The organism is Streptomyces sp. NBC_00080 (genome assembly GCF_045041255.1).
Taxonomy (GTDB): Bacteria; Actinomycetota; Actinomycetes; order Streptomycetales; family Streptomycetaceae; genus Streptomyces; species Streptomyces coriariae.
This window is the reverse complement of record NZ_CP108235.1, coordinates 4,557,355-4,580,763: the sequence shown is the minus strand read 5'-3', so window position 1 is coordinate 4,580,763 and position 23,409 is coordinate 4,557,355. Positions and strand designations below refer to the sequence as shown.

Annotated in this window: 22 protein-coding genes; 7 read left to right on the top strand and 15 right to left on the bottom strand. The window is 71.6% G+C overall.

The annotated features are described in order from the left end of the window. Positions 1-194: 194 nt before the first annotated feature. From OHU34_RS20445 to OHU34_RS20415, 7 genes are all read right to left on the bottom strand, one after another. Positions 195-398, bottom strand: coding sequence for a cold-shock protein (locus OHU34_RS20445; protein ID WP_020133169.1), 204 nt, complete (start codon positions 396-398; stop codon positions 195-197). Between the two features lie 307 nt (positions 399-705). Further along, positions 706-1,695, bottom strand: a complete 990-nt coding sequence (locus tag OHU34_RS20440) for a polysaccharide deacetylase family protein (protein WP_405767704.1) — start codon at positions 1,693-1,695, stop codon at positions 706-708. Positions 1,696-1,732: 37 nt separating this feature from the next. Beyond that, positions 1,733-2,713: a glycoside hydrolase family 11 protein gene (locus OHU34_RS20435; protein WP_142265307.1), complete on the bottom strand. Its 981-nt coding sequence runs from the start codon at positions 2,711-2,713 to the stop codon at positions 1,733-1,735. A gap of 475 nt (positions 2,714-3,188) precedes the next feature. Continuing rightward, entirely contained in the window at positions 3,189-4,523 is a 1,335-nt protein-coding gene (locus OHU34_RS20430; RefSeq protein ID WP_230195154.1) for an ABC transporter permease subunit, read from the bottom strand. Then, the gene (locus OHU34_RS20425; RefSeq protein WP_200839746.1) at positions 4,514-5,293 is read right to left on the bottom strand and encodes an ATP-binding cassette domain-containing protein; all 780 of its coding nucleotides are present in this window, start codon (positions 5,291-5,293) and stop codon (positions 4,514-4,516) included. Before OHU34_RS20425 ends, OHU34_RS20430 begins: the two co-directional genes overlap by 10 nt. 33 nt (positions 5,294-5,326) lie before the next feature. Beyond that, positions 5,327-6,442 (bottom strand): sugar ABC transporter substrate-binding protein, encoded by a 1,116-nt coding sequence (locus tag OHU34_RS20420; protein ID WP_142265309.1) that lies wholly within the window; start codon positions 6,440-6,442, stop codon positions 5,327-5,329. A 73-nt stretch (positions 6,443-6,515) separates the two neighbouring features. Next, entirely contained in the window at positions 6,516-6,983 is a 468-nt protein-coding gene (locus OHU34_RS20415) for a DUF5990 family protein (RefSeq protein ID WP_230195153.1), read from the bottom strand. 143 nt (positions 6,984-7,126) lie between these two features. Here OHU34_RS20415 and OHU34_RS20410 point away from each other — a divergent pair, with 143 nt between their 5' ends. Next, entirely contained in the window at positions 7,127-7,984 is an 858-nt protein-coding gene (locus OHU34_RS20410) for a polysaccharide deacetylase family protein (RefSeq protein ID WP_230195152.1), read from the top strand. On the opposite strand, the gene OHU34_RS20405 is transcribed toward OHU34_RS20410, so the two are convergent. Continuing rightward, positions 7,953-8,273 carry a hypothetical protein gene (locus OHU34_RS20405; protein WP_230195151.1) on the bottom strand — a complete coding sequence of 107 codons (321 nt, stop codon included), beginning with the start codon at positions 8,271-8,273 and terminating at the stop codon, positions 7,953-7,955. The two genes, OHU34_RS20410 and OHU34_RS20405, sit on opposite strands and share 32 nt — an antisense overlap. A gap of 187 nt (positions 8,274-8,460) precedes the next feature. Between OHU34_RS20405 and OHU34_RS20400 the strand changes: the two genes are divergently transcribed. Continuing rightward, positions 8,461-9,120: a response regulator transcription factor gene (locus tag OHU34_RS20400; protein WP_142265312.1), complete on the top strand. Its 660-nt coding sequence runs from the start codon at positions 8,461-8,463 to the stop codon at positions 9,118-9,120. Here the strand turns inward: OHU34_RS20400 and OHU34_RS20395 are convergent. Next, a complete protein-coding gene (locus OHU34_RS20395; RefSeq protein WP_405772311.1) occupies positions 9,075-9,776 on the bottom strand; it encodes a response regulator transcription factor in 702 nt (233 codons plus the stop codon). The genes OHU34_RS20400 and OHU34_RS20395 overlap by 46 nt on opposite strands. 57 nt (positions 9,777-9,833) lie before the next feature. After that, positions 9,834-11,123, bottom strand: a complete 1,290-nt coding sequence (locus tag OHU34_RS20390) for a sensor histidine kinase (RefSeq protein ID WP_142265313.1) — start codon at positions 11,121-11,123, stop codon at positions 9,834-9,836. 187 nt (positions 11,124-11,310) lie between these two features. Between OHU34_RS20390 and OHU34_RS20385 the strand changes: the two genes are divergently transcribed. The 4 genes from OHU34_RS20385 to OHU34_RS20370 all read left to right on the top strand — a co-directional run bounded on the left by OHU34_RS20385 (position 11,311) and on the right by OHU34_RS20370 (position 15,687). Continuing rightward, the gene (locus tag OHU34_RS20385; RefSeq protein WP_142265314.1) at positions 11,311-11,523 is read left to right on the top strand and encodes a hypothetical protein; all 213 of its coding nucleotides are present in this window, start codon (positions 11,311-11,313) and stop codon (positions 11,521-11,523) included. Then, the gene (locus OHU34_RS20380; protein WP_142265315.1) at positions 11,520-12,263 is read left to right on the top strand and encodes an ABC transporter ATP-binding protein; all 744 of its coding nucleotides are present in this window, start codon (positions 11,520-11,522) and stop codon (positions 12,261-12,263) included. The genes OHU34_RS20385 and OHU34_RS20380 overlap by 4 nt, the downstream gene beginning before the upstream one ends. A gap of 3 nt (positions 12,264-12,266) precedes the next feature. Then, positions 12,267-14,801, top strand: coding sequence for an ABC transporter permease (locus OHU34_RS20375; RefSeq protein WP_230195150.1), 2,535 nt, complete (start codon positions 12,267-12,269; stop codon positions 14,799-14,801). A gap of 364 nt (positions 14,802-15,165) precedes the next feature. Then, entirely contained in the window at positions 15,166-15,687 is a 522-nt protein-coding gene (locus tag OHU34_RS20370; RefSeq protein WP_230195149.1) for a lamin tail domain-containing protein, read from the top strand. 131 nt (positions 15,688-15,818) lie between these two features. Here OHU34_RS20370 and OHU34_RS20365 read toward each other — a convergent pair whose 3' ends face one another. The 4 genes from OHU34_RS20365 to OHU34_RS20350 form a co-directional block, all read right to left on the bottom strand. Continuing rightward, positions 15,819-17,489, bottom strand: coding sequence for a CotH kinase family protein (locus OHU34_RS20365; protein WP_405767696.1), 1,671 nt, complete (start codon positions 17,487-17,489; stop codon positions 15,819-15,821). Continuing rightward, positions 17,489-18,106: a DUF4956 domain-containing protein gene (locus tag OHU34_RS20360; RefSeq protein WP_372481728.1), complete on the bottom strand. Its 618-nt coding sequence runs from the start codon at positions 18,104-18,106 to the stop codon at positions 17,489-17,491. The genes OHU34_RS20365 and OHU34_RS20360 overlap by 1 nt, the downstream gene beginning before the upstream one ends. A 56-nt stretch (positions 18,107-18,162) precedes the next feature. Next, the gene (locus OHU34_RS20355) at positions 18,163-19,005 is read right to left on the bottom strand and encodes a polyphosphate polymerase domain-containing protein (protein ID WP_230195172.1); all 843 of its coding nucleotides are present in this window, start codon (positions 19,003-19,005) and stop codon (positions 18,163-18,165) included. A gap of 292 nt (positions 19,006-19,297) precedes the next feature. Then, on the bottom strand, positions 19,298-20,830 hold the full coding sequence (locus OHU34_RS20350) for an FAD-dependent oxidoreductase (RefSeq protein WP_142265319.1): 1,533 nt from the start codon (positions 20,828-20,830) through the stop codon (positions 19,298-19,300). Between the two features lie 175 nt (positions 20,831-21,005). Between OHU34_RS20350 and OHU34_RS20345 the strand changes: the two genes are divergently transcribed. Next, entirely contained in the window at positions 21,006-22,160 is a 1,155-nt protein-coding gene (locus OHU34_RS20345) for an aromatic acid exporter family protein (RefSeq protein WP_405767693.1), read from the top strand. Between the two features lie 59 nt (positions 22,161-22,219). On the opposite strand, the gene OHU34_RS20340 is transcribed toward OHU34_RS20345, so the two are convergent. Next, positions 22,220-23,227 (bottom strand): helix-turn-helix domain-containing protein, encoded by a 1,008-nt coding sequence (locus OHU34_RS20340; protein ID WP_405767690.1) that lies wholly within the window; start codon positions 23,225-23,227, stop codon positions 22,220-22,222. Positions 23,228-23,409 lie beyond the last annotated feature (182 nt).

Genomic DNA, 23,409 nt, shown 5'->3' with positions numbered 1-23,409 from the left:
GCGCGTATCAAGGAATTCCCGCGGCACTGGTGCGGCGCTGAGAATCGCGAGAACGGGCCAAAGGCGATGGCGTCGAATCGGGTCGACGGCGAAAAATGCGCCGCGGGTTTATCCGCGTGAAAGCAGCGAGCTGGGGCCCGCACCCCAAGGTGCGGGCCCCAGCTGCCAAGTTATTGTGTCCGCGTCAGCGTGGGTCAGGCGGGGACGATGTTCTCGGCCGTCGGGCCCTTCTGGCCCTGGGCGATGTCGAACGTCACCTTCTGGCCCTCCTGGAGCTCGCGGAAGCCCTGGGCGGCAATGTTCGAGTAGTGGGCGAAGACGTCGGGACCGCCGCCGTCCTGCTCGATGAAGCCGAAGCCCTTTTCAGCGTTGAACCACTTCACGGTGCCAGCAGCCATTTTGAATCTCCTTCGGGAACGGTGTCGGAATCCACCCTGTGCGGATCCCGGTCGCCGTGATGATCACCCCGTCGGAAAAACCTTCTGGAGACCACAACTGCAACTGCTAAAGACAGTAGCACGCCGCGATCGACGTTGCGTGACCGATAATTACGCTCCGTCTGTCGGTCGAGAAATACTCATCGCGTGTCCCGTCCATTTCTCACTTTGCGACAACAGATAATGCCCCACCGGCGTCGCCGGGCCGTTGTGTGGCGCGGCGGCGGGGGTCGCCGCGCCACGGGTGCGGTGTGACGGCCGGTCGGGGTCAGGTCGCGGTGCAGGTGACCGTCGGCCAGGTCCAGGAGCCGTTGGTCTGGATGGTGACCCCCCAGTTGTTGCCACTGCCGTTGGGCCTGGCGGTGAGCACCTGGGTGCTGGGGTAGGTGGCGCTGATGTTCCAGGTGGCGATGATCTTCTCGGGGGAGGGGACGTTCATCGTGACGGTCCAGTTGCCGGAGCCGGTGACCGTGACGTTGAGGTTGTACCGGTCGCTCCACTGCTGTCCGGCGGACAGGGTCGCGGTGCAGCCGCCGGTGCCGCCACCGCCACCGCCACCGCTGTCGTCGGGGGCCACGGCCCGCCCGGTCTGCGCGGAGATCCTGCCGGCGCACAAGCCGCGCGCGGCCAGACCCTGCGCGATGCGCGGGATCGCCGCGAGGGTGTTGGCGGGCCAGTCGTGCATGAGGATGACCTGGCCGTTGGTGAGTCGGCCGGCGGCCTGCACGATCGCGTCGGTGCTCGCGTTGTTCCAGTCCTGCGAGTCGACGTCCCAGATGATCTCGGTCAGTCCGTACTTGGCCTCGACCGCTTTCACGGTCGCGTTGGTCTCGCCGTAGGGCGGGCGGAACAGGACCGGGGTGCCGCCGCCCGCGCCGGAGACGGCCGCTTGGGTCCGGGAGATCTCCGAGTCGATCTGCGACTGGCCGAGCTGGGTCAGATGCGGGTGGGTGTAGCTGTGGTTGCCGACCCACATGCCGGCGTTGACCTGGGCCCGGACCAGGGACGGGTTGGCGGCGGCGTACTGGCCCTGGTTGAACATCGTGGCCCGCAGCCCGTTCTGGGTGAGGGCGTTGAGCAGGGCCGTCGTGGTGCCGCCCGGGCCGTCGTCGAAGGTGAGCCCGACGTACCCGTTGCAGGTGGCGGCCTGTGCCGGGGCGGCGGCGGCCTGGACGGTGAGGGTGCACGCGGCGGTCGTCGCGACGACGACCAGCCTCGTGACCAGGGTGCGTAAGGAGAGATGCGGTCTCGTGCTCATGCGGGGTGGTCCTCCAGCCTGGTGCGGGGTGTGGGGGTCAGCTCGCGGCGCAGGAGACCGTCGGCCAGGTCCAGTTGCCGTTGGGCTGGATGGTGACGCCGAAGTTGTTGCCGCTGCCGTTGGGTTTGGCGGTCAGCACCTGGGCGCTGGGGTAACTGGCGCTGGTGTTCCAGGTGGAGAGGACCTTCGCCGGGGAGGGCACGTTCATCGTGACGGTCCAGTTGCCGGAGCCGGTGACCGCGACGTTGAGGTTGTACCGGTCCCCCCACTGCTGTCCCGCGGACAGGGTCGCGCTGCAGCCGCTGCTCCCGCCGCCGCCGGTGCCGCCGCCCGAACCGGTGCCGTCCACCGTGATGTTGGAGTTGCCGCTGCTCTGGTATCCCTCGGTGGCGAGGATCATGTAGTAGTTGAAGCTGCCCAGGGTCATTCCGGCGCGGGCCCAGGCGTCGAAGTGGTTGCCGGTGGTGATGGTGCCGCCCGTCCGCTTCGACTGCCGGACGCTCCAGTACTGGTCGAAGGTCTTGGTGCCCTCGACGGACGGGGCGTTGTACCGGGTCGTCTTGTAGATGTCGTAGGTGCCGCCGTCGCTGGTGACGGTGCCCATGTGCGTGCCCGTGGGCCGGTAGGTGCCCCAGTTGTCGACGATGTAGTACTCCACGAGCGGGTTCGACGTCCACCCGTAGAGGGCCAGGTAGGCGTTGCCGGACGGGTTGAAGGTGCCCGAGTAGGTGACGCTCCGGCGCCCGCCGTTGCTCCAGCCCTTGCCGGCGACGAAGTTCCCGGTGTTGCTCCAGGAGGTGCTGTAGTTGCCGCCGGAGCCCAGGTTCATGGAGACCGTGCCCTGCGAGTCGGTCCAGAACGAGTAGTAGTACCCGTTGTTGGTGCCGGTCTGGTTCGTGGTGACGACCGTGTCGGCGTGCGCGGTGCCGGGCAGGGTGAGCGCGGCCACGGCGACCAGCAGCATGGTGCAGACACCGCTGATGAGCAGCCTGAGTCGCTGTGCGGGTGCGGTTTTCATGTGCGTGCTTCCTCCTCGTCCTCATACGGCCGATGACGGCGTCAGTGTTGGCCGGAGCACGACAACTGTCAATACTTTCGGTTTTCACTTCGAAACATTCGGAACCGGGAAATGGTACGCGGGGGCCTATATTTGCAGTTCAGTGGCGGTACCGACTCGAATTCGTCAATTCACCCGAGCAAGATCGGTAAAGTCCAGATCAAGAGACCTCGGGTGAATTCTTCGAATGTTTCGAAAGTTCACCGATCTTTCCGGGCTCTCCCCGATGCCCGGAAGCGGAGCGGCCGGAGGCCGGGTGGAGGCCGGGTTCGCCCCTGTGTTCGAGGCGACGACGGCATCACTGTCATCTCTGCTGGACGGTGCGCGAGCCGTCGTGACGCGATGGAGCGCGCGGGGTGTCGTGCTGCGGGACGGGGTTCTCACCGTCGTCCTCGCGCCGGTGATGTTCGCTCACCGGCATCGCCCCGGACCGCTCTCAGACCCGTCCGCGCGACTCCGCCGAGCGCCGTGTCAGCGAGTCGAGGACCACCGCGGTGAACAGCACCCCACCCGTGATCATGAACTGGATCGGGGGCTCGACCCCCAGCAGCGCCATGCCCGAGCCGATCGACTGGATGATGAGCACCCCCAGCAGCGCGGACCAGGTCGAGCCGCGTCCGCCGAACAGGCTGGTGCCGCCGATGACGGCCGCGGCGATGGCGTTGATCAGCAGTACGCCGGAGCCGGAGATCTGGCTCGCCGAGGTGAGCCGCGACGCGATGAACAGGCCGCCGACCGCGGCCAGGGTCCCCGACACCATGAACACCGAGATCCGCACGCGCGCCACGTCGACGCCGGAGCGCCGGGCCGCCTCCGCCCCGCCGCCCAGCGCGAGGACCTGCCGGCCGTAGGGCGTGCGGCGCAGCAGGAGGTCCGAGGCGACGATGACCGCCAGGAAGATCAGCAGCGCCAGCGGCAGCCCCTCGAACCGGCCCAGCACATAGACGACGGAGAACGAGACCAGCGCGAGCAGGGCCGTACGCGCCCAGATCCCGGCCGTCGGCCGGCACGGCATCCCGGCGGCGGTGCGACGCCCGCGGTCGTGGAGGGAGACGAGGAGGTATGCGGCCGTGCAGAGCGCCGCCAGACCGTAGACGGCGACGGCGGAGTCGAAGTAGCGGCTGGTCAGGGTGGCGACCAGCCCGTCCTCGCTGAAGCTGATGGAGCTGTCGGGGCCCAGCAGGTAGAGCGTCATGCCGTTCCAGACCAGCAGACCGGCGAGGGTCACGACGAACGCGGGTACGCCGATCCTGGCGAAGGAGAACCCGTGGACGGCCCCGGCGGCCGTGCCGCACGGCACCGCGACGAGCACGGCGAGCCACTCCGGCATCCCGAGGTTCACGTTCAGTGACGCGAACACGGCGCCCGCCAGGCCCGCGAGCGAGCCCACGGCCAGGTCGATCTCGCCGATCAGCAGGACGAAGACGATGCCGACGGCGACCATGCCGGTCCCGACGATGTCCACGCTGAGGACGGACAGGTTGCGCGGCGAGAGGAAGTTGGCGTTGAGGGCCTGGAAGACGATCCAGGTCACGGCCAGGGCGAGCAGGACCGGGACGGGGCCGAGCCCGCCCTCGCGCAGCCTGCGGCGCATCGCGTCGGTGGGGGCACGGAGACGTCCGGCAGCTCCTCCGAGGAGTCCGGCGTACGCCCCGAGACGTCCGGCGTGGCCCCGGTGGCCGTCGTCCTCCCGGTCGGCGGCGGGCGCGGCATCGGTGGTGGGCGCGGCATCGGTGGTGTGGGTCCGGTTCCTCCTCCCCCTCAGGGCCATGCTTCCTCCGGGCGGGTCGTGCGGTGCGCCACGGCGTTGTCCGACGCGCCGGTGATGGAGGAGATGATCTGTTCCTGGGAGGTGGTGGTCACGTCGAAGAAGCCGTTGTTGCGGCCGAGGCGCAGGACGGCGACCCGGTCGGCGACGGCCTTGATGTCCCCCATGTTGTGGCTGATGAGCAGCACCCCGAGGCCCTGGTCGCGCAGCTCCTCGATGAGGTCGAGGAGCTGGCTGGTCTGCTCGATGCCCAGGGAGGCGGTGGGCTCGTCGAGCAGGACGAGCCGGGGCTCGCCGAGGAACGAGCGGGTGATCGCGACGACCTGCCGCTGGCCGCCGGACAGCGTGGCGAGCGGCACGCGCACGTCGGGGATGCGGATGGACAGGGTCTTGAGCAGCTCACGGGTGCGGCGCTCCATCTCCACCTCGTCGAGGATGCCGAACCGGTGGATCTCCCGGCCGAGGAAGAGGTTGGCGACGACATCGAGGTTGCCGCACATCGCGAGGTCCTGGTAGACGGTCGCGATCCCCAGCACCTGGGCGTCCTGGGGACGCCTGATCTGGACGGCCCTGCCCTGCCACTCGATGACGCCCCGGTCCGCGGGGCCCACTCCCGAGATCACCTTGACCAGGGTGGATTTGCCGGCTGCGTTGTCGCCCATCAGGGCGACCACCTCCCCGGCCCTGATCTCCAGCTCGACGTCCTCCAGCGCCTGGACGGCGGCGAACCGCTTGGAGACACCGCGCAACGCCAGCAGGGGCTGAGCCGCCACGGGGTCACCTCCTTCCGCTTCGGGGACGACGCGTCAAGTGAGTCCGGCCCTGTCGCAGGCGGACCTGAGCTCGGGGGTACAGATCTGGTCGATGGTGTACATACCGTCCTTGACCACAGTGTCCTTGATGTTGCCGAGGGTCACCGGGACCGACGGGAGCAGGACCGCCGGGATGTCCTCGGTGGTGGCGTTGTCGACGGTGCCCGAGGCGAGGGAGTCCACCGACTCGCCGCGCCCCAGGGCGACGGCCATCTTCGCGGCGGCGCCGGCCGCGGGCTCGAACGGCTTGTAGACGGTCATGTACTGGTCGCCCCGGACGATCCGCCGCACGCCGGCGAGATCGGCGTCCTGGCCGGTGATCGGAGGCAGCGGGCTGACCTCGGCGGCGTTGAACGCGGCGACCACGGCGCCGGCGAGACTGTCGTTGGCGGCCAGGACCCCGTCGATGTCGCCCGCGCCCAGGGCGGCGATGGCGTTGGTCATGTTCACGAAGGCGTTCTCCGGGCGCCAGCCGACGGTGTCGTACGACTTGCCGATCTCGGTCTTGCCCTCGAGGACGGAGAGCGCGCCCCGCTTGAACCAGCCGGCGTTGGGGTCGGTCGTGGCGCCGTTCATCATGACGATCTGTTCGCCACGCGCCTCGGCGTCCATGGCCTTCAGCAGTGCCTCGCCCTGGAGCCTGCCGACGGTCGCGCCGTCGAAGGTGACGTAGCCGGAGATCGGGCCCTGGGCGAGCCGGTCGTAGGCGACGACCGGGATGTCGGCCCGGTGTGCGGCCTCGACCGACGGGCGCAGCAGCTGGGGGTCGACGGCGGCGAGGATCAGGACGTCGACCTGTCGGGTGATCATGGACTCGATCTGCTGCCGCTGGACGGCCGGGTCGGAGGTGGCGGCGACGGTCGGCGCCGGGCAGTCCGGGCAGAGCCGCTTCAGCTGCCGCACGAGCAGGGGCTTGTCGAACTGCCCGAAGCGCGAGGCGCCGCCCCCCGGGAGCAGCACCCCGACGGCGAGACCGCCGTCGCCCTCGTCGTCTGTGCCGCTTCCGCCGCAGGCCCCGACCAGGGCCAGAGCGGCGGCGACCGCGACCGCCACGGACGCGCGGGTGAGGGACCTGCGTTTCACGGCCCGAAGGCCGGCACCGAGACCCATCTTCGGTTCCTTAGGACATTTGTCCGCCATTGCCCCGTAATGGGCGCTTAACGCCAAGCGTAGCGATGCCGCTCTAGTCGGCGCGTTCGGCGGTCCAGGTGACGCGCGGGGGCTCGACGCGCGCGCAGAGGGGTCCGCCCTGCGCGTCGGTCAGGCCGAGGCGTCCGACCAGCAGTCCGTCCTGTGCGGCGGCGTCGAGCACGTCGGCGGGGACGGCGTCGAGCATGAGCTTGGCGCGGCGGAACATCGTGAAGACGCCCGCCTCGTCGACCGTGCCCCAGGACAGGTAGACGAACCGCCGGCCCAGACGGTCCTGGACATAGGGCCCTCTGACCTCGGTGCCGGTCGGCGAGGCGCTGGTGGTGCACTCCAGGGTCCAGGTCGCGGACGGCGCGTCGCCGGGCTGCGGCTCGAGCAGCTCGGCCGGACGGTCGCGACGCTGCACGGCGACGTGCAGGTTGCCGTACGCGGGGACCTTGCCGTCGGCGGAGGCCGGTCGGGTGAGGCCGGGCAGGTCGACGGCGTCGATGCGGATGCGCATGCCGGCCATCATCGCGCGCCCGTCCGTACCCGTCCGCACCGGGGAGACGCGTCACCCGGTCCGCTCCGGGGCGGAACCTCGGACGTCCGTTCGACATCAAGCAGTGGACGGGCGAGGCGTACGGACGACATGGGGTGCACACGATGGACAGGCGGATCAGAGGGGCGGCGCTGGCCTGCGTCCTTCTCGTGACAGGCGTCGCGACGGGTTGCGGGGCCGAGACCTCGGCGGATTCCCACCGTCCCGCCGCAGCACCGTCCGGCTCCGCACCGTCCGGCCAGTCGCCCCGCGGCGAGGCGGGCGCGCGTGCGGACGTCGAGGCCGCGTACGCCAAGTGGGGCATCGAGCCGCTGGCCGCACCGCCCGCCCCGCCCGAGGTCAAGCCCGTCGGGTCGTCGGCCGCCGGTGGCCCGGTGCCGGTGATCAGCGAGATACCCACCCAGGAGAAGATCGTCTTCCTCACCTTCGACGACGGGGCGGAGAAGGACCCGGAGTTCGTGACGATGATGCGGGAGCTGAAGATCCCCTTCACGATGTTCCTGACGGACTCCGCCATCCGCGCCGACTACGGCTATTTCGGCAAGCTCCAGGCCCTCGGCGACGGCGTCCAGAACCACACGCTGAACCATCCGAACCTCCGCACCCTGGGCGCGGCCGCGCAGAAGCAGGAGATCTGCGGCCAGCAGACCAAGCTGAAGGATCGATACGGCACCGTGCCGCGGCTGTTCCGGCCGCCCTACGGCAACTGGAACGAGGACACCCGGGCCGCCGCCGCGTCCTGCGGTGTCGAGGCGATCGTCCTGTGGCGCGAGTCCATGCAGATCAAGAACATGCAGTACCAGCGCGGCGACAAGAAGCTCCACCCGGGCGACATAGTGCTGGCCCACTTCCGCGGGCCGTCCGAGCTCAAGGGCACGACCATGACCGAGATGACCGCCAACCTGCTGCGGCACATCCAGGAACAGGGCTTCACGGTCGCCCGCCTCGAGGACTACCTCTAGGGCGTGTCCGGCCCTCCACGGCGCGCCCGCGCCCGTCCCCGCCGACGAAGAAGCTCAGCGCGGCCGTGAGGGTGCCGATGACGGCGAGCCGCACGACCCACGGGGCGACGCCGCTGTCCCCGACGGTGGAGCTGAGGCAGCGCGTGCCGAGCAGGGCGTGGCTCAGGGGCAGGGAGCCCACGCCGGTCAGCAGGTAGACCCACAGCGGTGGTTCGTTGGAGGCGGTGAGGACCGAGGCCGCGACGATCACGACCACGCCGAGCACGACGGTGAGCGAGGTGATGTCCATGGCCTTCAGCATTCCGTCGGCCGGACGGCGAATCGTCGGCGCGACGGAGGAACGGAATCTCTACCGCAGGGTAGAGGCCGGCCCGTTCTGTCGTGTGCGAACAGGCCGGTACGGTGAGGGCGTTGCTGCCGCTGCCGGCCGGACCCGGTCCGGCCCGGGCCCAGGAGGTGTCCCCGTCGCCACACGCGTGCTGGTCGTCGACGACCAGGCAGTGGTCCGTGCCGGGTTCGCCGCCATCGTCGACGCCGAACCCGACCTGACCGTGGTCGGCGAGGCCGGGGACGGCGCGAGCGCCGTGGAGCTCGCCGGCCGCGAGGCACCCGACGTGGTCCTGATGGACATCCGGATGCCCGGCATGGACGGCCTGACCGCCACCCGTCTCATCACCGTGCCGGAGTCGGGACCCCGCGTCCTGGTGCTCACCACCTTCGACCTCGACGCCTATGTGTACGAGGCGCTGCGCGCCGGCGCCTCGGGTTTCCTGCTCAAGGACGCCCAGCCGGAGGAGCTCCTGACCGCGCTGCGTGTCGTCGCGTCCGGCGACGGGATCCTCGCCCCGGCCGTCACCCGCCGGCTGATCGACACCTTCGCCCAGGGCGCGCCCCCGCCGCCCGTCGTCACCGGCGCCCTCGGCGGGCTCACCCCGCGCGAACGGGAAGTGCTGCTGCACATCGCCTCGGGCCTGGCCAACGCGGAGATCGCGGCCGTCCTGGGCGTCACCACCGGAACGGTCAAGACCCACGTCAACGCCCTGCTCACCAAGCTGGGGCTACGGGACCGGGTGCAGGCGACCATCCTGGCCTACGAGAGCGGGCTGATCCGTCCCCGTGGCGCGCCGGCCGGCTGACCTCCCGCGCCGGTCGCCTCCAGGTACCGCAGGACGGCCGCGACCCGCCGGTCCACCTGGTCCGTCGGGGCCAGGTCGAGCTTCGCGAAGATGCTGCGGATGTGCTTGTGGACGGCGCCGTCCGTGACGACGAGCCGTTCGGCGACGGCCGAGTTGCCCAGCCCCTCGGCCATCAGCGCGAGCACGTCCCGCTCACGGGGGCTGAGCCGCTCCAGCCGGGTGTCCTGACGAGAGCGGGTGAACAACTGGGCGACGACCTCGGGGTCGATGGCGGTGCCGCCCGCCGCGACCCGCCGCAGCGCGTCCAGGAACTCCTCCACCCGGCCGACCCGCTCCTTGAGTAGATAGCCGAGCCCCTGCACACCGCCGCCGAGCAGTTCGGTGGCGAAGCTCTGCTCGACGTACGCGGACAGCACGAGCACGGCCAGGCCGGGCCGCCTGCGCCGGGCCTCGACCGCCGCGACGATCCCCTCGTCGGTGTGGGTCGGCGGCATCCGGACGTCGAGGATGGCGACGTCCGGCTCGTGCACGTCGATGGCGTCCAGCGCCTCGTCGGCGGTGCCGGCGGTGGCCACCACGTCGAGGGACTCGGCGCGCAGCAGCAGGGCGAGCCCCTCGCGCAGCAACGGGTCGTCCTCGGCGATCACGATCCGCATCTCATGCTCCACGACTCACGCTCCACAGCTCACGATGCACAGTTCACGCTCCACGACTCACGCTCCACAGGGCAGGTCCACTTCCAGGACGGTCGGGCCGCCGGGCGGGCTGGCCAGCGAGAGGCTGCCGTCGTGCGCCGCGACCCGGCGGCGGATGCCGGCGAGTCCGGTCCCGCCGTCCGCTTCGGCGCCGCCCCGGCCGTCGTCCTCGACGCGGAGCAGGAGGCGGCCGCCCCGCCCGCGGGCCGTGACGACGGCGTGTCCGGCGCCGCTGTGCTTGGCGATGTTGGTCAGGGCCTCGGCGACGACGAAGTAGGCGGTCGCCTCGACGGACGCGGCACAGCGTTCGGGCACGTCCACGTCGATCCGGCAGGGCACCGCGCAGTCCGCGGCGAGACCGGAGAGGGCGCCCGCGAGCCCCCGGTCGGCCAGCACCGGCGGCAGGATGCCGCGTGCGACCGTACGCAGTTCGGCCAGCGCCCGCTCGGCCGCGGACTGGGCGCGCTCCAGGAGTTCGTCCGCGCCGGCCGGGTCACGGGCCACCATCCGGCGGGCCGCCCCGACCAGCACGGTGACGGAGACCAGCCGGTTCTGGGCGCCGTCGTGCAGGGAGCGCTCGATGCGGCGCAGTTCGGTGGCGTGGGCGTCGAGGGCGGCGGCGCGGGTGGCGGTCAACTCCGCGACGCGCAGGGAGAGATCGGCATCGGGACCGGCCGACAGGAGCCGCCGCCCGGGACCCGACTGGAGCCGGGCCATGCCAGGACCCAGTCCCAGGATGATGGCGATCCAGCCCACGCCCAGCAGCGTCACGGCGAGGGCGTCCGGCCAGGTCCGCGCGTTGCCCATGCCCACGGAGGTGGCGGTCGCGCCCTCGGGCATGAACGTCCAGTACAGCGGGAAGGCGGTGTCCCGCACGGCGAGGACCGGCAGCAGGACGCCGAGCAGCCCGAGCAACGCCCCCACGGTGGAGTGCCGGACCAGCCAGCCCAGTTCGCGCCGGGTCGTGGGGTCGACGAGGGCGGCCCGCAGCCGCGTGGGAGGGGGCTCCGGGGCGGCGACCTCGGGACCTCGGCGGGCCAGCCGGTCGCGTTCCCGGCCGGCCAGAGCGTGCAGGGCGCGCAGGAGCACGGGCGCCATGAGCAGCCCGACTCCCACGACGCTCGTCACGGCGGTGGCGGCCAGCCACAGCAGGACGACCAGGGCGAGCAGGGCCGTGCCGAGACCGGAGGCGAGCTGGGCGATCGCCCGACCGGCGGCGCTCAGGGTCCGCAGGGCGATGTCCTCGAGGCCTTCGCGTCGGACCGCCACCGCACCTCCCGCCGCCGTCTCGCTCGTGCTTCCCGTCATGCGAACGACCTTATGCCGTAGGCCAGTTCTTCGTGGCCCAGGGACGAAGGAGTACAGCCTGCCGTACCCCGAACCGGGCGGACTGCGGGATCGGCCCGAGCGGTGCCGGTCCATAGCGTCGGTGACGACAGCGGGAACGGCACACGGCCCCCGCGGGACCACCCCACAAGACCCGGGAGCAGCCCCCATGCCGAACACGACGACCCCCGATCCCGCCGACCGGCTCAGCTCCGGGGACATCGCCCGCACCCTGCTCTGGGCCGTGGTGGTGATCAGCGCGGTCACCAACATGGCGGCCTCCTTCGGCGGTGCCGACACCTGGGTGCACCTGGTCTGCGGCGCGATCACCGTCCTGTGCGCGGGCACCCTCGTCGTACGGAACCTGCGGGGCCGTCGATGAACGCCACCCGCACCGCCGTCGGCGCCCCCGCCATCGCCCTGACCGGGGTCAGCAAGGCCTACCCGGGTGGCGTACGGGCCCTGGACGACGTGTCGTTGACCGTGGAACGCGGCACCTTCCTCGCCGTGATGGGGCCGTCGGGGTCCGGCAAGAGCACGCTGATGCACTGTGCCGCCGGGCTGGACTCCCCGACCTCGGGCAGCGTCCGCATCGACGGCCACGAGATCGCCGGGCTGAACGAGACCCGGCGCACCGAACTGCGCCGGGAACGCGTCGGCTTCGTGTTCCAGGCGTACAACCTGATCCCCTCGCTCAGCATCGAGGACAACATCACGCTGCCGCTGCGGCTGGCGGGACGCAGGCCGGACCACGACTGGCTGCGGACGCTGGTGGAACGGGTCGGACTGGCCGACCGGCTGACCCACCGCCCTGCCGAACTCTCCGGCGGCCAGCAGCAACGGGCTGCCGTGGTGCGGGCGTTGGTGGCCAGGCCGGCCGTGGTCTTCGCCGACGAGCCGACCGGCGCGCTCGATCTGCGCAGCGCCCACGAGGTCCTCGACCTGTTGCGCGACCTGGTCGACGACCTCGGCCAGACGGTGGTGATGGTCACCCACGACCCCGCCGCCGCGGCCCGCGCGCACCACGCCCTGGTGATGGCCGACGGCCGGGTGGTCGAGGCCGTCGAGGCGCCGACCGCGCCCGAACTGGCAAGCCGCCTCGTCGCGTTGGGAGAGGTCTGAGTCATGTTCCGTTTCGCGATACGGATGGCCGGACACCGGATCACCGCGCTGATCGCCGTGGCCTGCGCGGTCCTCGGCGGTGCGGCACTGATCACCGCGACCGGTGTCCTGGCCGAGTCCGGCCTCCGCTCCCAGCTGCCCGTCGGCCGGCTCGCCGGCGCCGACGTCGTGGTCGCGGCCGACCAGGAGTTCCGACCGCCCGGTGAGCTGCCGCTCGCGCTCCCGGAGCGGCGCAGGGTCCCGTCCCGCCTGGTCGGCGAGCTGGCCGGGCTGCCCGGTGTCACCGCGGCGGTCGGCGACCTCAGCTTCCCCGCGGCTCTCCTCGACGCCCGCGGACAGGTCGTACCGACCCGGGACCCCCAGGTGGCGGGGCACGGCTGGTCCTCGACGAAGCTGGCGGGGCCGTCGGCCGGCGCACACCTCGACGGCGGCGCGCCGACCGGTTCCGGCGAGGTCGCCGTGGACAGCGCCACCGCCGCCGCGGCGGGGATCGCGGCGGGCGACAGCGTGCGGGTCGTCGTCGACGGCCGGCCCGCCGCCGGCTACCGGGTCTCGGCGGTCGTCGACGTACCGGCTGCGGGCGTCTTCTTCGCCGACCCGACGGCCGCCCGCCTGGCGGGTCACGGGGACCGGGTCGATCTGGTGGGCCTGCGCGCCGAGCCCGGTGCCGGGCAGCGCGTCGCCGCCGAGGTCCGGACGAGGCTGAAGGGCACCGGTCTGCTGACCGTCACCGGGCCCGACCGGGGCGACACGGCCGCACCCGGCGCCGGCGCGTCCCGCTCGCTGCTGGTCCTCCTGGCCGGTTCGCTCTCCGGGATCGTCCTGTTGATCACCGGGTTCGTGATGGCGAGCGCGCTGGCCGTGTCGATCGCCGGACAGCGCCGCGACCTGGCGCTGATGCGGGCCGTCGGCGCGACCCCGAAGCAGATCCGCCGCCTGGCCGCCGCCCAGTCCACCGTCGCCCTGGCCGTGGCCCTGGTGCCCGGCGTGGGGCTCGGCTATGTGCTGGCCGGGCAGTTCCGGCGCCTGCTCGCGGACCGCGGCGTCGTACCGTCCGAACTCCCGCTGACCTACAGCCCGTTGCCGGCCCTGGCGGCGATCCTCCTGCTGGTCCTTGCCGTCCAGGTGTCGGCCCGCTGCTCGGCCTGGCGCACCTCGCGGATGCCGGCCACCGAAGCGGTCGCGGAATCGCGCAGCGAGCCGCGCGAGCCGTCGCGGACCCGAACGCGTGTCGGCGTGCTGGTCATCGTCGCCGCGACCGCGCTGTCGGCGCTGCCGCTGTTCTCCCGCACGGTCATCGGCGCGACGGCCACGTCCATCGCGGGCATCATCGGGGCGATCGGCCTGGCGCTGGCCGGCCCGGCGCTGGTCCGCGGCGTCGGCGGCGCCGCGGCGCGTGCGACCGGGGCGGGCGCCTCCGCCCCCACCTGGCTGGCGATGGCCAACCTGCGCGCCTACGCCCTGCGCAACGCGGGGATCGTCAGCACCCTGGCCATGGCGGTCGTGTTCGTGCTGACGTACACCCTCACCCAGACCACCGTGCTGGCCGCCACCGCCGACGACACCCGCACCGCCACCCTCGCCCAGCAGCGCCTGACCGCTCCCGGCCTGGGCGGACTGCCCACCGGCACGCTCGCCGCCGTACGCAACACGGCCGGCGTGCGGGCCGTGGCCCCGGTCGGCACGACCACCGTGGTGTGGCAGTACCGGCAGTTCGGCGACACGGTGAGCGAGTCGGCTCCCGCGACGATCCTCATCCCGGACGCCTCCGACGTCCTTGATCTCGACGTGACCGACGGCAGCCTGGGCCGCCTGCGCGGGGCCACCGTCGCCGTCAGCGGCGACGCCGCCGACACCCGCTCCGCGACCGTGGGCCGCCGGGTGAGCCTGGTGCTGGGCGACGGCGCGCGGGTCGAGGCCGAGGTGGTCGCCGTGTACGGCCGCGGCCTCGGCTTCGGCTCGGTGGTGCTCTCCCACGACCTGGCCGCCGGACACACCACGACGAAGCTCGACCAGTCCCTCCTGATCCGTACGGACGGCACGGCGACGGCCCGGCAGAGCCTCACGGCCCTCGCGGCGTCCCGCCCCGGCCTGAGACTCCAGCCCGCGAACCTGCCGTCCGCCGGCGGCCTGGAGGACGCCCCGCCCGAGGTGTGGATCAACCTGGCCACCATCGTGGTCCTGCTCGTCTACCTGCTGCTCAGCATCGCCAACAAGCTCGTCGCGGCCACCGCCCAGCGCCGGGTCGAGCTGGGCGCCCTCCGGCTGAACGGCACCACACCCCGGCAGATCCTGTCGATGATGCGCCGCGAGGCCGCGGTGACCGCCGCCACCGCGCTCGTCACCGCGCTGCTGCTCTCCGCGCTCCCCCTCGCCCTGCTGGGCCAGGGCTTCCTCGGCCGTCCCTGGCCCGCGGGCCCCGTCTGGCTCCTGCCCGGCCTCGCGCTCACGGTCACCGTCACGGCCTTCCTCACCATCGAACTCCCCACCCGCCAGGCACTGCGCACCGCGCCGGCCGACGCCGTCCGCGCCCACTGAGCGACGGCACCCGGCGGCAGGAGGGTGACAGCGGACAGATGGCCGTTACTCACTTTCGGGTGACGGCCTGTCTCCCGGTGGGGTGGCGCGCCATGGCGTCCGGGCCGTACAGGCCAACTCCCGCAAGGGGTCATCAGCTGTCGTAACGTCAACTTCAGTACTTAGTCACCTAAATGGACGTTGCAGCCGAGAGTCACAGAGATATGGACAACAGGTAACACACGCCACGTTTCCTACCCATCTCCCGCACTCCGTGGACAGAGTGTGTCTGCGGCCAGCCGACCGCACCCGCACATCGCACCCACCCCCACGGCGTCCACGAAGGCCGCAGTGGGAGGGTGCCCGCACATCCCAGGGGAACTCTTTGTCCACTTCCGCTTCTGTCACCGCTCGTCGTCTGACCGCCACCGCCCTCACGGCCGGCGCCCTGGTCGGAGCGATGGCACTGCCGGCGTCCGCGTCCGACCACGCTCGTCCCAACCGCCCGGAGGTGCGGATCAGCGCCGTCCAGTACGACGCCCCGGGACGTGACGACCGCTCCCGGAGTTCGCTGAACAGGGAGTGGGTGGAACTCACCAACACCACGCGTCACACGATCAACCTCGACGGCTGGACCCTCAAGAACGAGGACGGCCGCACCTACACGTTCCACCACTACCGCCTGGAGGGCCGCTCCACGGTCCGCGTCCACACCGGCGAGGGCCGCGACACCCGTCGGGACCTCTTCCAGGACCGTAACAGGGAGGTGTGGGACAACCGCTCCGACACCGCCACCCTGCGCAACGACCGCGGCCGCTTCGTGGACGACGAGTCCTGGGGCCGCAACCGCCACCACGGTGGCGGGCACCACGACGGCAACCGCCACCACGACGGCAACCGCCACTGACCGACCCACACCCCGGTGAGCCGATGACCACCTGACTCGGCACACCGGCGCGCAACAGACGGCGCGCCCCGGCCCTCCAGGGCCCGGGCGCGCCGCTCGCATGTGTGGCCCTCGGGGCCACGGGGCCGCCGTCAGCCGGTGATGACCTCGTTCTTCGCGAGGCTCTCGGTCCGTGAGGTGACCGTGCCGCCGAGGGACTTCGCGGTGGCGGAGACTCCGGAGGTGTCGGCGCCCGCCCGCTTCGCCCGCGCGGCGAGGGAGTCGAGGGCGTCGAGCGCGTACCCCGAGGCGTAGAACTCCTGGTACAGCTTCTTGTAGGCCGCGTGATACGCGTTGTCGAAGGCGTCCGCCGCCAGGAACCGCTCCTTGAGGAGGTTGCCGCCCATGCCGCCGCCACCTCCACCGCCGCCCGGACCGCCGGCCTCCGCCGTGTCCGCGTCCTGCCGGCCGTCCTGCTGACCGTTCCCCGGAGCCTGCGGCATCCCGGACGGCATCACGGACGGCGTGTCCGCCCCTCCGTCCTGTGCGGCGGCACCCGGCATCCCGCCTCCTCCTCCGCCTCCTCCTCCGCCCATGCTCGTACTGTCGTCGGGCCCGGTGGTGGCGGTGCCGCTGAAGGTCAGGTTGAAGTCCCAGCCGAGGACGGAGAACTTCTTGGTGCCGAGGTCGTACCAGAGCACGTAGTTCTTGCCCGGCCCGGCCATGTCGTCGAAGTTCAGGAGCAGGTTCTGTGTCGCCACGTACTCCGAGAAGGACTCCACGTCGACGTACCTGTCGAGGTTCTCGGCGAACTCCGCGTCCGACGCCTGGTTGACCCACTTGAGGAGCTTCATCACCGGCGAGAGGTCCTGGCTGCCCTTGAGGTTGAGCTGCTTGAAGGACTCCTCGTAGTCGGTGGGGTCGTCTCCCACGTAGTCGAAGCTGCTGCCCGCCCGGGCCTTGTAGGCCACGCCCGTGCCGCCGAGTTCCGCGTCGACGTAGTCCTTGCTCGGGTTCTCGACCATGAGCCGGGTCGCGACCGGACGGCTGTTGACCTTCACCGCGGTGAAGGCGAACTTCTCGGCCGTCTGACCGGACTTCTTCATCAGCGACAGTGACAGGGCCTCGTTCAGCGGCAGGGCCTCGTCGACGCCGGGGCGCAGCGAGAGCTCGCGGTGGCCCTCGTAGGCGCGGCCTTCGACGTACTCGTCGATGCTGATGAGCCAGGGCAGTTCCTCGGGTTTGGAGGCGGAGAGGCTGAACTGTGTCATCCCGCCGCCGCCACCGCCCCCACCTGCGGCCATGCCGCCGCCCTGCGGAGCCTGCTGCCGACCGCCGTTCTGCTGCTGGTCACCGTTCTGCGCCCCGGTGTTCTGCCGCTGACCGCCGTCCTGGCCCGCGGGGCCGCCCTGGCCGCCGCCTCCCGTGGTGCCGCCGCGCAGGCTCTGGAGCGTGGAGTTGCCCTTGAGGCGGATACCGACGTCGTTCAGGTACACGCCGTCGACGGTGAGGTCGGCCTTGATGTACTCCTTCTCGCCCTCGTCCTGGTACTTCTCCATCATGTCCGTGAAGTCGGTCTCGCTGTACTCGAGTTGGATCGAGTGCGTCCGTGAGTCGTCGAACAGGTCGACCGCCCCCGTGACGTTGTCCGTGATCTCGTCCCCGTCCGCCGTGGAGGCGCTGGTGACGAAGGGGGTGACGCGTACGTCCCCGAAGAAGATCAGCAGAACCGAGAGCCCCACGGCGAGGGAGCCGGCCGGCTTCCAGTGGTGGCGAAGCCGCAGCGGGACGCGGTGCGCCAGCCGCTTGCGGGGGGCGGTCATCAGAGGTCCGTCTGGTCGTAACCGGTCAGCACGGTCACGCGCTGCCCCATGGCGCGCTCCTGGAGCGCCGCGACCAGCTCACCCGGCTCGTGGCCCTTCTTGATGCGGACCGTGTAGAACACCTCGGTCAGGGTGCCGCCGCGGATCGACTCCGTGCTCACCAGCTCGAACTCGTCGGTGTGGCGCAGCAGGACGTCCTGGATCGCGTGGGTGTGGTCCTCGCCCGCCGGGACCTGGACCTTGACGACCTGACGCTGGACGTTGAGGGCGAACCAGTCGAACTTGCTCATCGCCAGGATGATCAGGGCGATCACGGTGCCGCCGACCGCGGCCAGCGTGTAGAAGCGGGCGCCGCACGCCATGCCCACGGCCATCGCCAGGAAGATGAAGCCGACGTCCCTGGTCTCCTTGACCGCGTTGCGGAAGCGGACCACCGACAGCGCTCCGACCAGGGAGAAGGCGCGAGCCAGGTTGGAGCCGACGACCAGCATGATCAGGGCGACGATCATGCCGACGATGACCAGCGTCTGCACATAGGACTGGCTGTAGGAGACGTTCTTGTGCGTGGCCCGGTAGACGTAGCCGATCATCGCGGAGAGCACGAAGGACAGGGTCATGGCGAGCACGATGTCGGTGACGCTGAACGTACCGCTCAGGTCCTGAACGTTGAGATTCACGAGTGGGATGCCTCCGTGGGGCGTCGCGTCGTGGGGGACGCGGGCGTGGGAACGAGGGGGACGAGGGCGGGCGCCTGCGGGAGGTCTTCCTCCCGGACGTGGAAGACGGACCTGGGGGCCAGCCCGAACGCCTCGATGCTCTGGACGTACTTGGAGACCCGGACGAGGCTCAGGTTGCGCCTGGCCGCCAGGTCGGTGATCCAGTACGGGGTGCGCTCGTTGACCTTCACCTCCATCACCGACAGGTGCGGTGGGACGGTGAACCGGTTCTGGGCGTTCGGCGTGCCGAAGTGGAAGTCCCGGTCGCGGCCGCGGATGCGGCGGTCGAAGGTGACGCGCAGTCCCGTGTCCTGGTCGCGGCCGACCAGCGCCTCACGCTGGTAGCCGGTGATGGCGGTGGGCCGGAGGTTGAGCCTGACCACCAGCTCGAGGACCTCGTCGACGAAGGCGTTCTCCTTCGCCGAGTGCTCGATCATCTCCCGCTCGTCGCACAGCTTCCGGGCGGTGGCGTAGGGCACGGTGATGCGGCGCTTCTGGGTGACCCGGTTGACCCGCTGCTTGATCTCCACGCAGACGGGGGAGTCGTCGGTGACCCCGTCCAGGTCTCCGTAGTGGCGGATGCGCAGTTTGCGGCGGAACTTCAGGCCCTCGATCTTCTCCCAGTAGAAACGGAGGTGAGGAGTGTCGTAGTAGAGGCTCCACACGCCGTAACCGCCGACGGGGCTGTGCAGGTCGCGGTCCATCCGCTCGCCCAGCTCGTCCCGGATCTGTGCCGCCTGCTCCACCGGAACCAGGTACTTGAGCTCGTACCGGTTGAAGGCGTGGAGTCTGCTGGCCACCCGCAGCGCCTCGTCGTCCGCGAACTGCGGCGGCGATCCCCCGGCCCGCACCGGGGTCTCGTCGCCGCCCGGCCCGCCGTCGCCGGAGCGACGGCGCTTCAACCAGCCAGTCATGACGTCCCTTCAGATCGTCGGCCTTCAGTCACATCCCTGTAAGAAACAGGTAAGAGATGAAAGGCCGATGAGGGGCGTCTCTGAACAGCGTTAGTACCGGGGGTGAACTCGAAGTGAATGCGAGGGGGGTGGACGCGGGGACGGTGCGTGCGGGGACGGGGTCCCCGCGGATGTGCCCCTACTCCGGGAGGTCGCGCTTCTCCAGCGGGCGTACCGCCGGGCCTTGCAGGATCTGTCCGTCCGGGGCGAAGCGGGAGCCGTGGCAGGGGCACTCCCAGGCCTGCTCGCCGTGGTTGAAGGACACGATGCAGCCCAGGTGGGTGCAGCGCGCCGAGACCGCCCGGAGTACGCCGTTCTCGTCCCGGTGGACGGCGTACTGCCGTCCGCCCAGGCGCAGCACGGCGCCGTGGCCCCGGGGGATGTCGTCCGGCGCGGGGGCCGTCACGGCAGGCAGCCGGTCGCCGATGAAGTGCCGGGCCACCTGTGCCTGGTGTTTCAGGAACGTGGTCCCCTCGCGGACCACGGACGCCAGGCGGCGCGGGTCGTAGAGGCCGCTCCAGGCTGACTCGCGCCCGTTGATCAGGTCGCCGAGCAGACGGCCCGCCATGATGCCGCCGCTCATGCCCCAGCCGCCGAAGCCGGTGGCCACATAGGTGTGGCGGCTGCCGGGGTGGAGCGGTCCGACCAGAGGTACGGAGTCGGTGGAGTCGTTGTCCTGGGTGGCCCAGCGGTGGGTGAAGGTGAGACCGGCGAAGCGGTCGTCGGCCCAGGCGGACAGCCGGGCGAACCTCTCCTCGGCGTCGGCGGTGCCGGGGGTGAAGTGCTCCCCGGTGACGATCAGCAGACGCTTGCCGTCGCGGTACGGGGCGGTGCGCACGGAGCGGGTGGCCCGTTCCGGCGTGATGTACATGCCCCGCGGGGCGCGGTCCTCGTCGATGGTCGCGGCGACGACGAGCTCACGGCGTGGGCTGAGCCGGGTGAACAGCAGGGCCCGGTCGAAGACGGGGTGGTGCGTGGCGACCACGACCTCGCGGGCGCGGATCGACACACCGGCGTCGGTGCGCAGCACGCAGGGTTCGCCCTCGGTGAGGCCGACGACCCGAGTTCCCTCGTACACCGTGCCGCCCCGCCGGAGCAGGTCGTCGGTGAGCGCCAGCAGGTACTTGCGGGGATGGAACTGGGCCTGTCCGCTCACCCGGACCGCGCCGGCGACCGCGAAGGGCAGCTCGGTCTCGGTCACGAACTCGGCCGGCAGCCCCGCCTCACGTGCGGCTTCGGCCTCCGCCCGCAACTCCGCGACGTGCCGGGGATCCTCGGCGTAGGTGAAGGCCGCCGCCTCCTCCCACGCGCAGTCGACACCGAGTTCCGCGACGATCTCGGCGGCGTGCCCGATCGCCTCGGTCTGCGAGCGCGCGTACAGGGCGGCGCCCTCGGGGCCGCGGGTGCGCCGCAGATGGTCGTAGATCAGGGTGTGCTGGGCGGTCAGCTTGGCCGTCGTGTGGCCGGTGACCCCGGCGGCGATCCGGTCGGCCTCCAGCACCGCCACCTCGCGTCCCTGCCGGACCAGCTCCCAGGCCGTGCTGAGGCCGGCGATGCCGGCGCCGATCACGGCGACGTCGACGGTGAGGTCACCGGAGGGCGGCGGAGCCGGGGCGCCGGGCGGCGCGGTCTCCAGCCAGTAGGAGCCCTGGGTTCCTGTCTCGGCGTTCATGGCGGCCGAGTGCCCGCAGGACGCGGTGATACGCGGTATTGCGCCCTCATGTGTGGATATTCCTTCCTGTCGGGTGCGCATCCGGCCCGGTGACCCGGCCATCCGGCCCGGTGAACCAGGCTCGGCCCGCTGAACGGCGGGTGCGTCTCGTCCCTGATGTGGCACTCGCTGTGGCATGGAGTGGACGCGTAGGGCGACATGGGTTGTTCGGCGGTGGGCCGGCTCCGTCGTGGCCGCGGTGCGGCGGGCGGGGGAGGGGCCGGGCCGGGAGCGGGACCTGGCGGTGCAGGCCGGCAAGGCGGCGCTGGCCGCCTGGCTGGCGTGGGCGGTCGTGGGCTGGTGGCTCGAGGCGCCGATGGCGTTCGTCGCGCCGTGGGTCGCCGTCGTGCTGGTGGAGGCGACCGTGTACCGGTCGGTCGCGCACGGGCTCCAGCAGCTCGCGGCGATCGCGGTGGGTACGGCGGTGGCGACGGCCGGGGCGCTGCTGCTGGGCAGCACGATGGCCGCGATGGCCCTGGTCCTTCCGGCGGTGCTGCTGCTCGGGCAGTGGCAGCGGCTGGGAAGCCAGGGCGTCTACGCAGCCACCGGTGCGCTCTTCGTGCTGACCGGTGGCCAGGTGAGTATCGTCTCGTCGGCCGCCCGCATCGCGGAGGCGGTCTTCGGCGCGGTGGTCGGGGTGGCGGTCAACGTGCTGATCCGGCCACCGGTGTACCTGCGCGACGCCCGCGCCGCGCTGGAGGACGCGGCTCGTGAGGCACAGGAGATCCTGGACGCGGTGGCCGACGGCCTGGCCGACGGCGAGTGGGACGGGCAGGCGGCGGGGAGCCGGCACGAGCGGGCCCTGCGGCTGGGCCGGCTCGTCGACCAGGCCCGGTCGGCGATCGGCTGGAGCCGGGAGAGCATGCGCGGCAATCCGCGGGGGCGCCGCACGCGGCTCCTTTCCTCACCCGGCAAGGCCTACGACGACGCGCTGGTCGTGCTCGACCATGTCGCCGTCCACACGGTGGGGGTGACCCGGACCGTGTGGGAGATCGCGGAGCGCGGGGAGGCGGCCCGGCCGCCCGCCGGCATCACCCACGCCTACGCGGACTTCCTGCGCCACACGGCCCGCGCGGTCCGGCTGTACGGTCGGACCCGGTTCGCCGCCGGTGGCTCCGACGACCGCGCGGCGGAGCGACTGCGCGAGGCGGTCGAGGACCTCCACCGCAATCTCGACGAGTTCCGCCGGCAGCTGCCAGGAGCCGTGTCCGACGACCCGGACGCGCTGGAGACGTACGGAACGCTGCTGGCCCAGGCACACCGCCTGGCCGACCAGCTCGTCCGGGACTGACGCCCCGGCCCTCGCCCTCGCCGTCCCCGGATCGCCGGGGCTCGCGCGGCCGCCCGCGCCTAGGTGGCCCGCGCCTGTGTGGCCCGCGCCTGTGTGGTGGCCTGCGCCGGGTCGGTGTCGGGCCGTGAGCGGAAGGTCCGGCGGTAGGTGTCCGGAGGCACGCCGACCGTACGGTTGAAGTGCCGGCGCAGTGTCGTCGCGGTACCCATGCCGGTGGCCGTCGCGATGACGTCGACGACGTCGTCGGTGGTCTCCAGCAGCTCCTGTGCTCGGCGGATCCGTTGGGTCAGCAGCCATTGCAGCGGGGTGGTGCCGGTCACCGTCCTGAAGTGGCGGCCCAGGGTGCGCGAGCTCATCCCCGCCCGGCGGGCCAGGTCCTCCACGCCGAGGGGTCGGTCGAGCCGTTCGATCGCCCAGGGGAACAGGGAGGCGAGCGGGTGGTCGTCCCGGGCGGGCACCGGGGCGGCGACGAACTGGGCCTGGCCGCCCGCCCGGTGCGGCGGCACGACCAGGCGGCGGGCGACCGCGTTGGCGACGGACGAGCCGTGGTCGAGGCGGACGAGATGCAGGCACAGATCCATCGCGGCGGCCTTGCCCGCGGAGGTGAGCACGCTGCCGTTGTCCACGTAGAGCACGTCCGGGTCGACCTCCAGCCGCGGGTAGCGGGCGGCCAGGACCTCGGTGTGCGCCCAGTGCGTGGTCGCGCGCCTGCCGTCCAGCAGTCCGGCGGCGGCCAGCACGAACGCGCCCGTGCACAGGGAAGCCACGCGCGCACCCGCCTCGTGGGCCGCGCGCACCGCGTCGACGAGTTCGGCGGGCGGCTCCTCGTCGACGTCCGCCCAGCCGGGGACGATCACCGTGTCGGCGCGCCGGAGGCGGCGGAGGCGGTCGAGCCCCTGGTCGGGCTCCAGCCGGAACCGGCCGACCCGCACGGCGTCCGACCCGCAGACCTCGACCTCGTACCAGGGGACGGTCACGCCGACCGGGGCGGCGCCGAACACCTCGTACGCCATGGACAGTTCGAAGTGCAGCATCCCCTCGGTGACGGCCAGCGCGACGGTACCCATGTCCGAAAGTGTACGGGGCATGTCGTTCCGGACACTCCCACGGAGCCCCCCGCCCTCGCCAGGATGTTCTCGACGGATCACGCGGGTCATGGGGATCGCGCGGATCACGCAGATCACGGATCTTTCAAAGGCGGGGGACGAACCATGGCATCGGCATCGGCATCGGCATCGGCATCGGGAGC

Bases quoted from the DNA above. Each gene is read 5' to 3' on its own strand.
- OHU34_RS20445 (WP_020133169.1), bottom strand. From the start codon at position 398: ATGGCTGCTGGCACCGTGAAGTGGTTCAACGCTGAAAAGGGCTTCGGC.
- OHU34_RS20440 (WP_405767704.1), bottom strand. From the start codon at position 1,695: ATGAGCACGAGACCGCATCTCTCCTTACGCACCCTGGTCACGAGGCTG.
- OHU34_RS20435 (WP_142265307.1), bottom strand. From the start codon at position 2,713: ATGAAAACCGCACCCGCACAGCGACTCAGGCTGCTCATCAGCGGTGTC.
- OHU34_RS20430 (WP_230195154.1), bottom strand. From the start codon at position 4,523: ATGGCCCTGAGGGGGAGGAGGAACCGGACCCACACCACCGATGCCGCG.
- OHU34_RS20420 (WP_142265309.1), bottom strand. From the start codon at position 6,442: ATGGGTCTCGGTGCCGGCCTTCGGGCCGTGAAACGCAGGTCCCTCACC.
- OHU34_RS20415 (WP_230195153.1), bottom strand. From the start codon at position 6,983: ATGCGCATCCGCATCGACGCCGTCGACCTGCCCGGCCTCACCCGACCG.
- OHU34_RS20410 (WP_230195152.1), top strand. From the start codon at position 7,127: ATGGACAGGCGGATCAGAGGGGCGGCGCTGGCCTGCGTCCTTCTCGTG.
- OHU34_RS20405 (WP_230195151.1), bottom strand. From the start codon at position 8,273: ATGGACATCACCTCGCTCACCGTCGTGCTCGGCGTGGTCGTGATCGTC.
- OHU34_RS20395 (WP_405772311.1), bottom strand. From the start codon at position 9,776: ATGCGGATCGTGATCGCCGAGGACGACCCGTTGCTGCGCGAGGGGCTC.
- OHU34_RS20390 (WP_142265313.1), bottom strand. From the start codon at position 11,123: ATGACGGGAAGCACGAGCGAGACGGCGGCGGGAGGTGCGGTGGCGGTC.
- OHU34_RS20385 (WP_142265314.1), top strand. From the start codon at position 11,311: ATGCCGAACACGACGACCCCCGATCCCGCCGACCGGCTCAGCTCCGGG.
- OHU34_RS20380 (WP_142265315.1), top strand. From the start codon at position 11,520: ATGAACGCCACCCGCACCGCCGTCGGCGCCCCCGCCATCGCCCTGACC.
- OHU34_RS20375 (WP_230195150.1), top strand. From the start codon at position 12,267: ATGTTCCGTTTCGCGATACGGATGGCCGGACACCGGATCACCGCGCTG.
- OHU34_RS20365 (WP_405767696.1), bottom strand. From the start codon at position 17,489: ATGACCGCCCCCCGCAAGCGGCTGGCGCACCGCGTCCCGCTGCGGCTT.
- OHU34_RS20360 (WP_372481728.1), bottom strand. From the start codon at position 18,106: ATGACCCTGTCCTTCGTGCTCTCCGCGATGATCGGCTACGTCTACCGG.
- OHU34_RS20350 (WP_142265319.1), bottom strand. From the start codon at position 20,830: ATGAACGCCGAGACAGGAACCCAGGGCTCCTACTGGCTGGAGACCGCG.
- OHU34_RS20345 (WP_405767693.1), top strand. From the start codon at position 21,006: ATGGAGTGGACGCGTAGGGCGACATGGGTTGTTCGGCGGTGGGCCGGC.
- OHU34_RS20340 (WP_405767690.1), bottom strand. From the start codon at position 23,227: ATGGGTACCGTCGCGCTGGCCGTCACCGAGGGGATGCTGCACTTCGAA.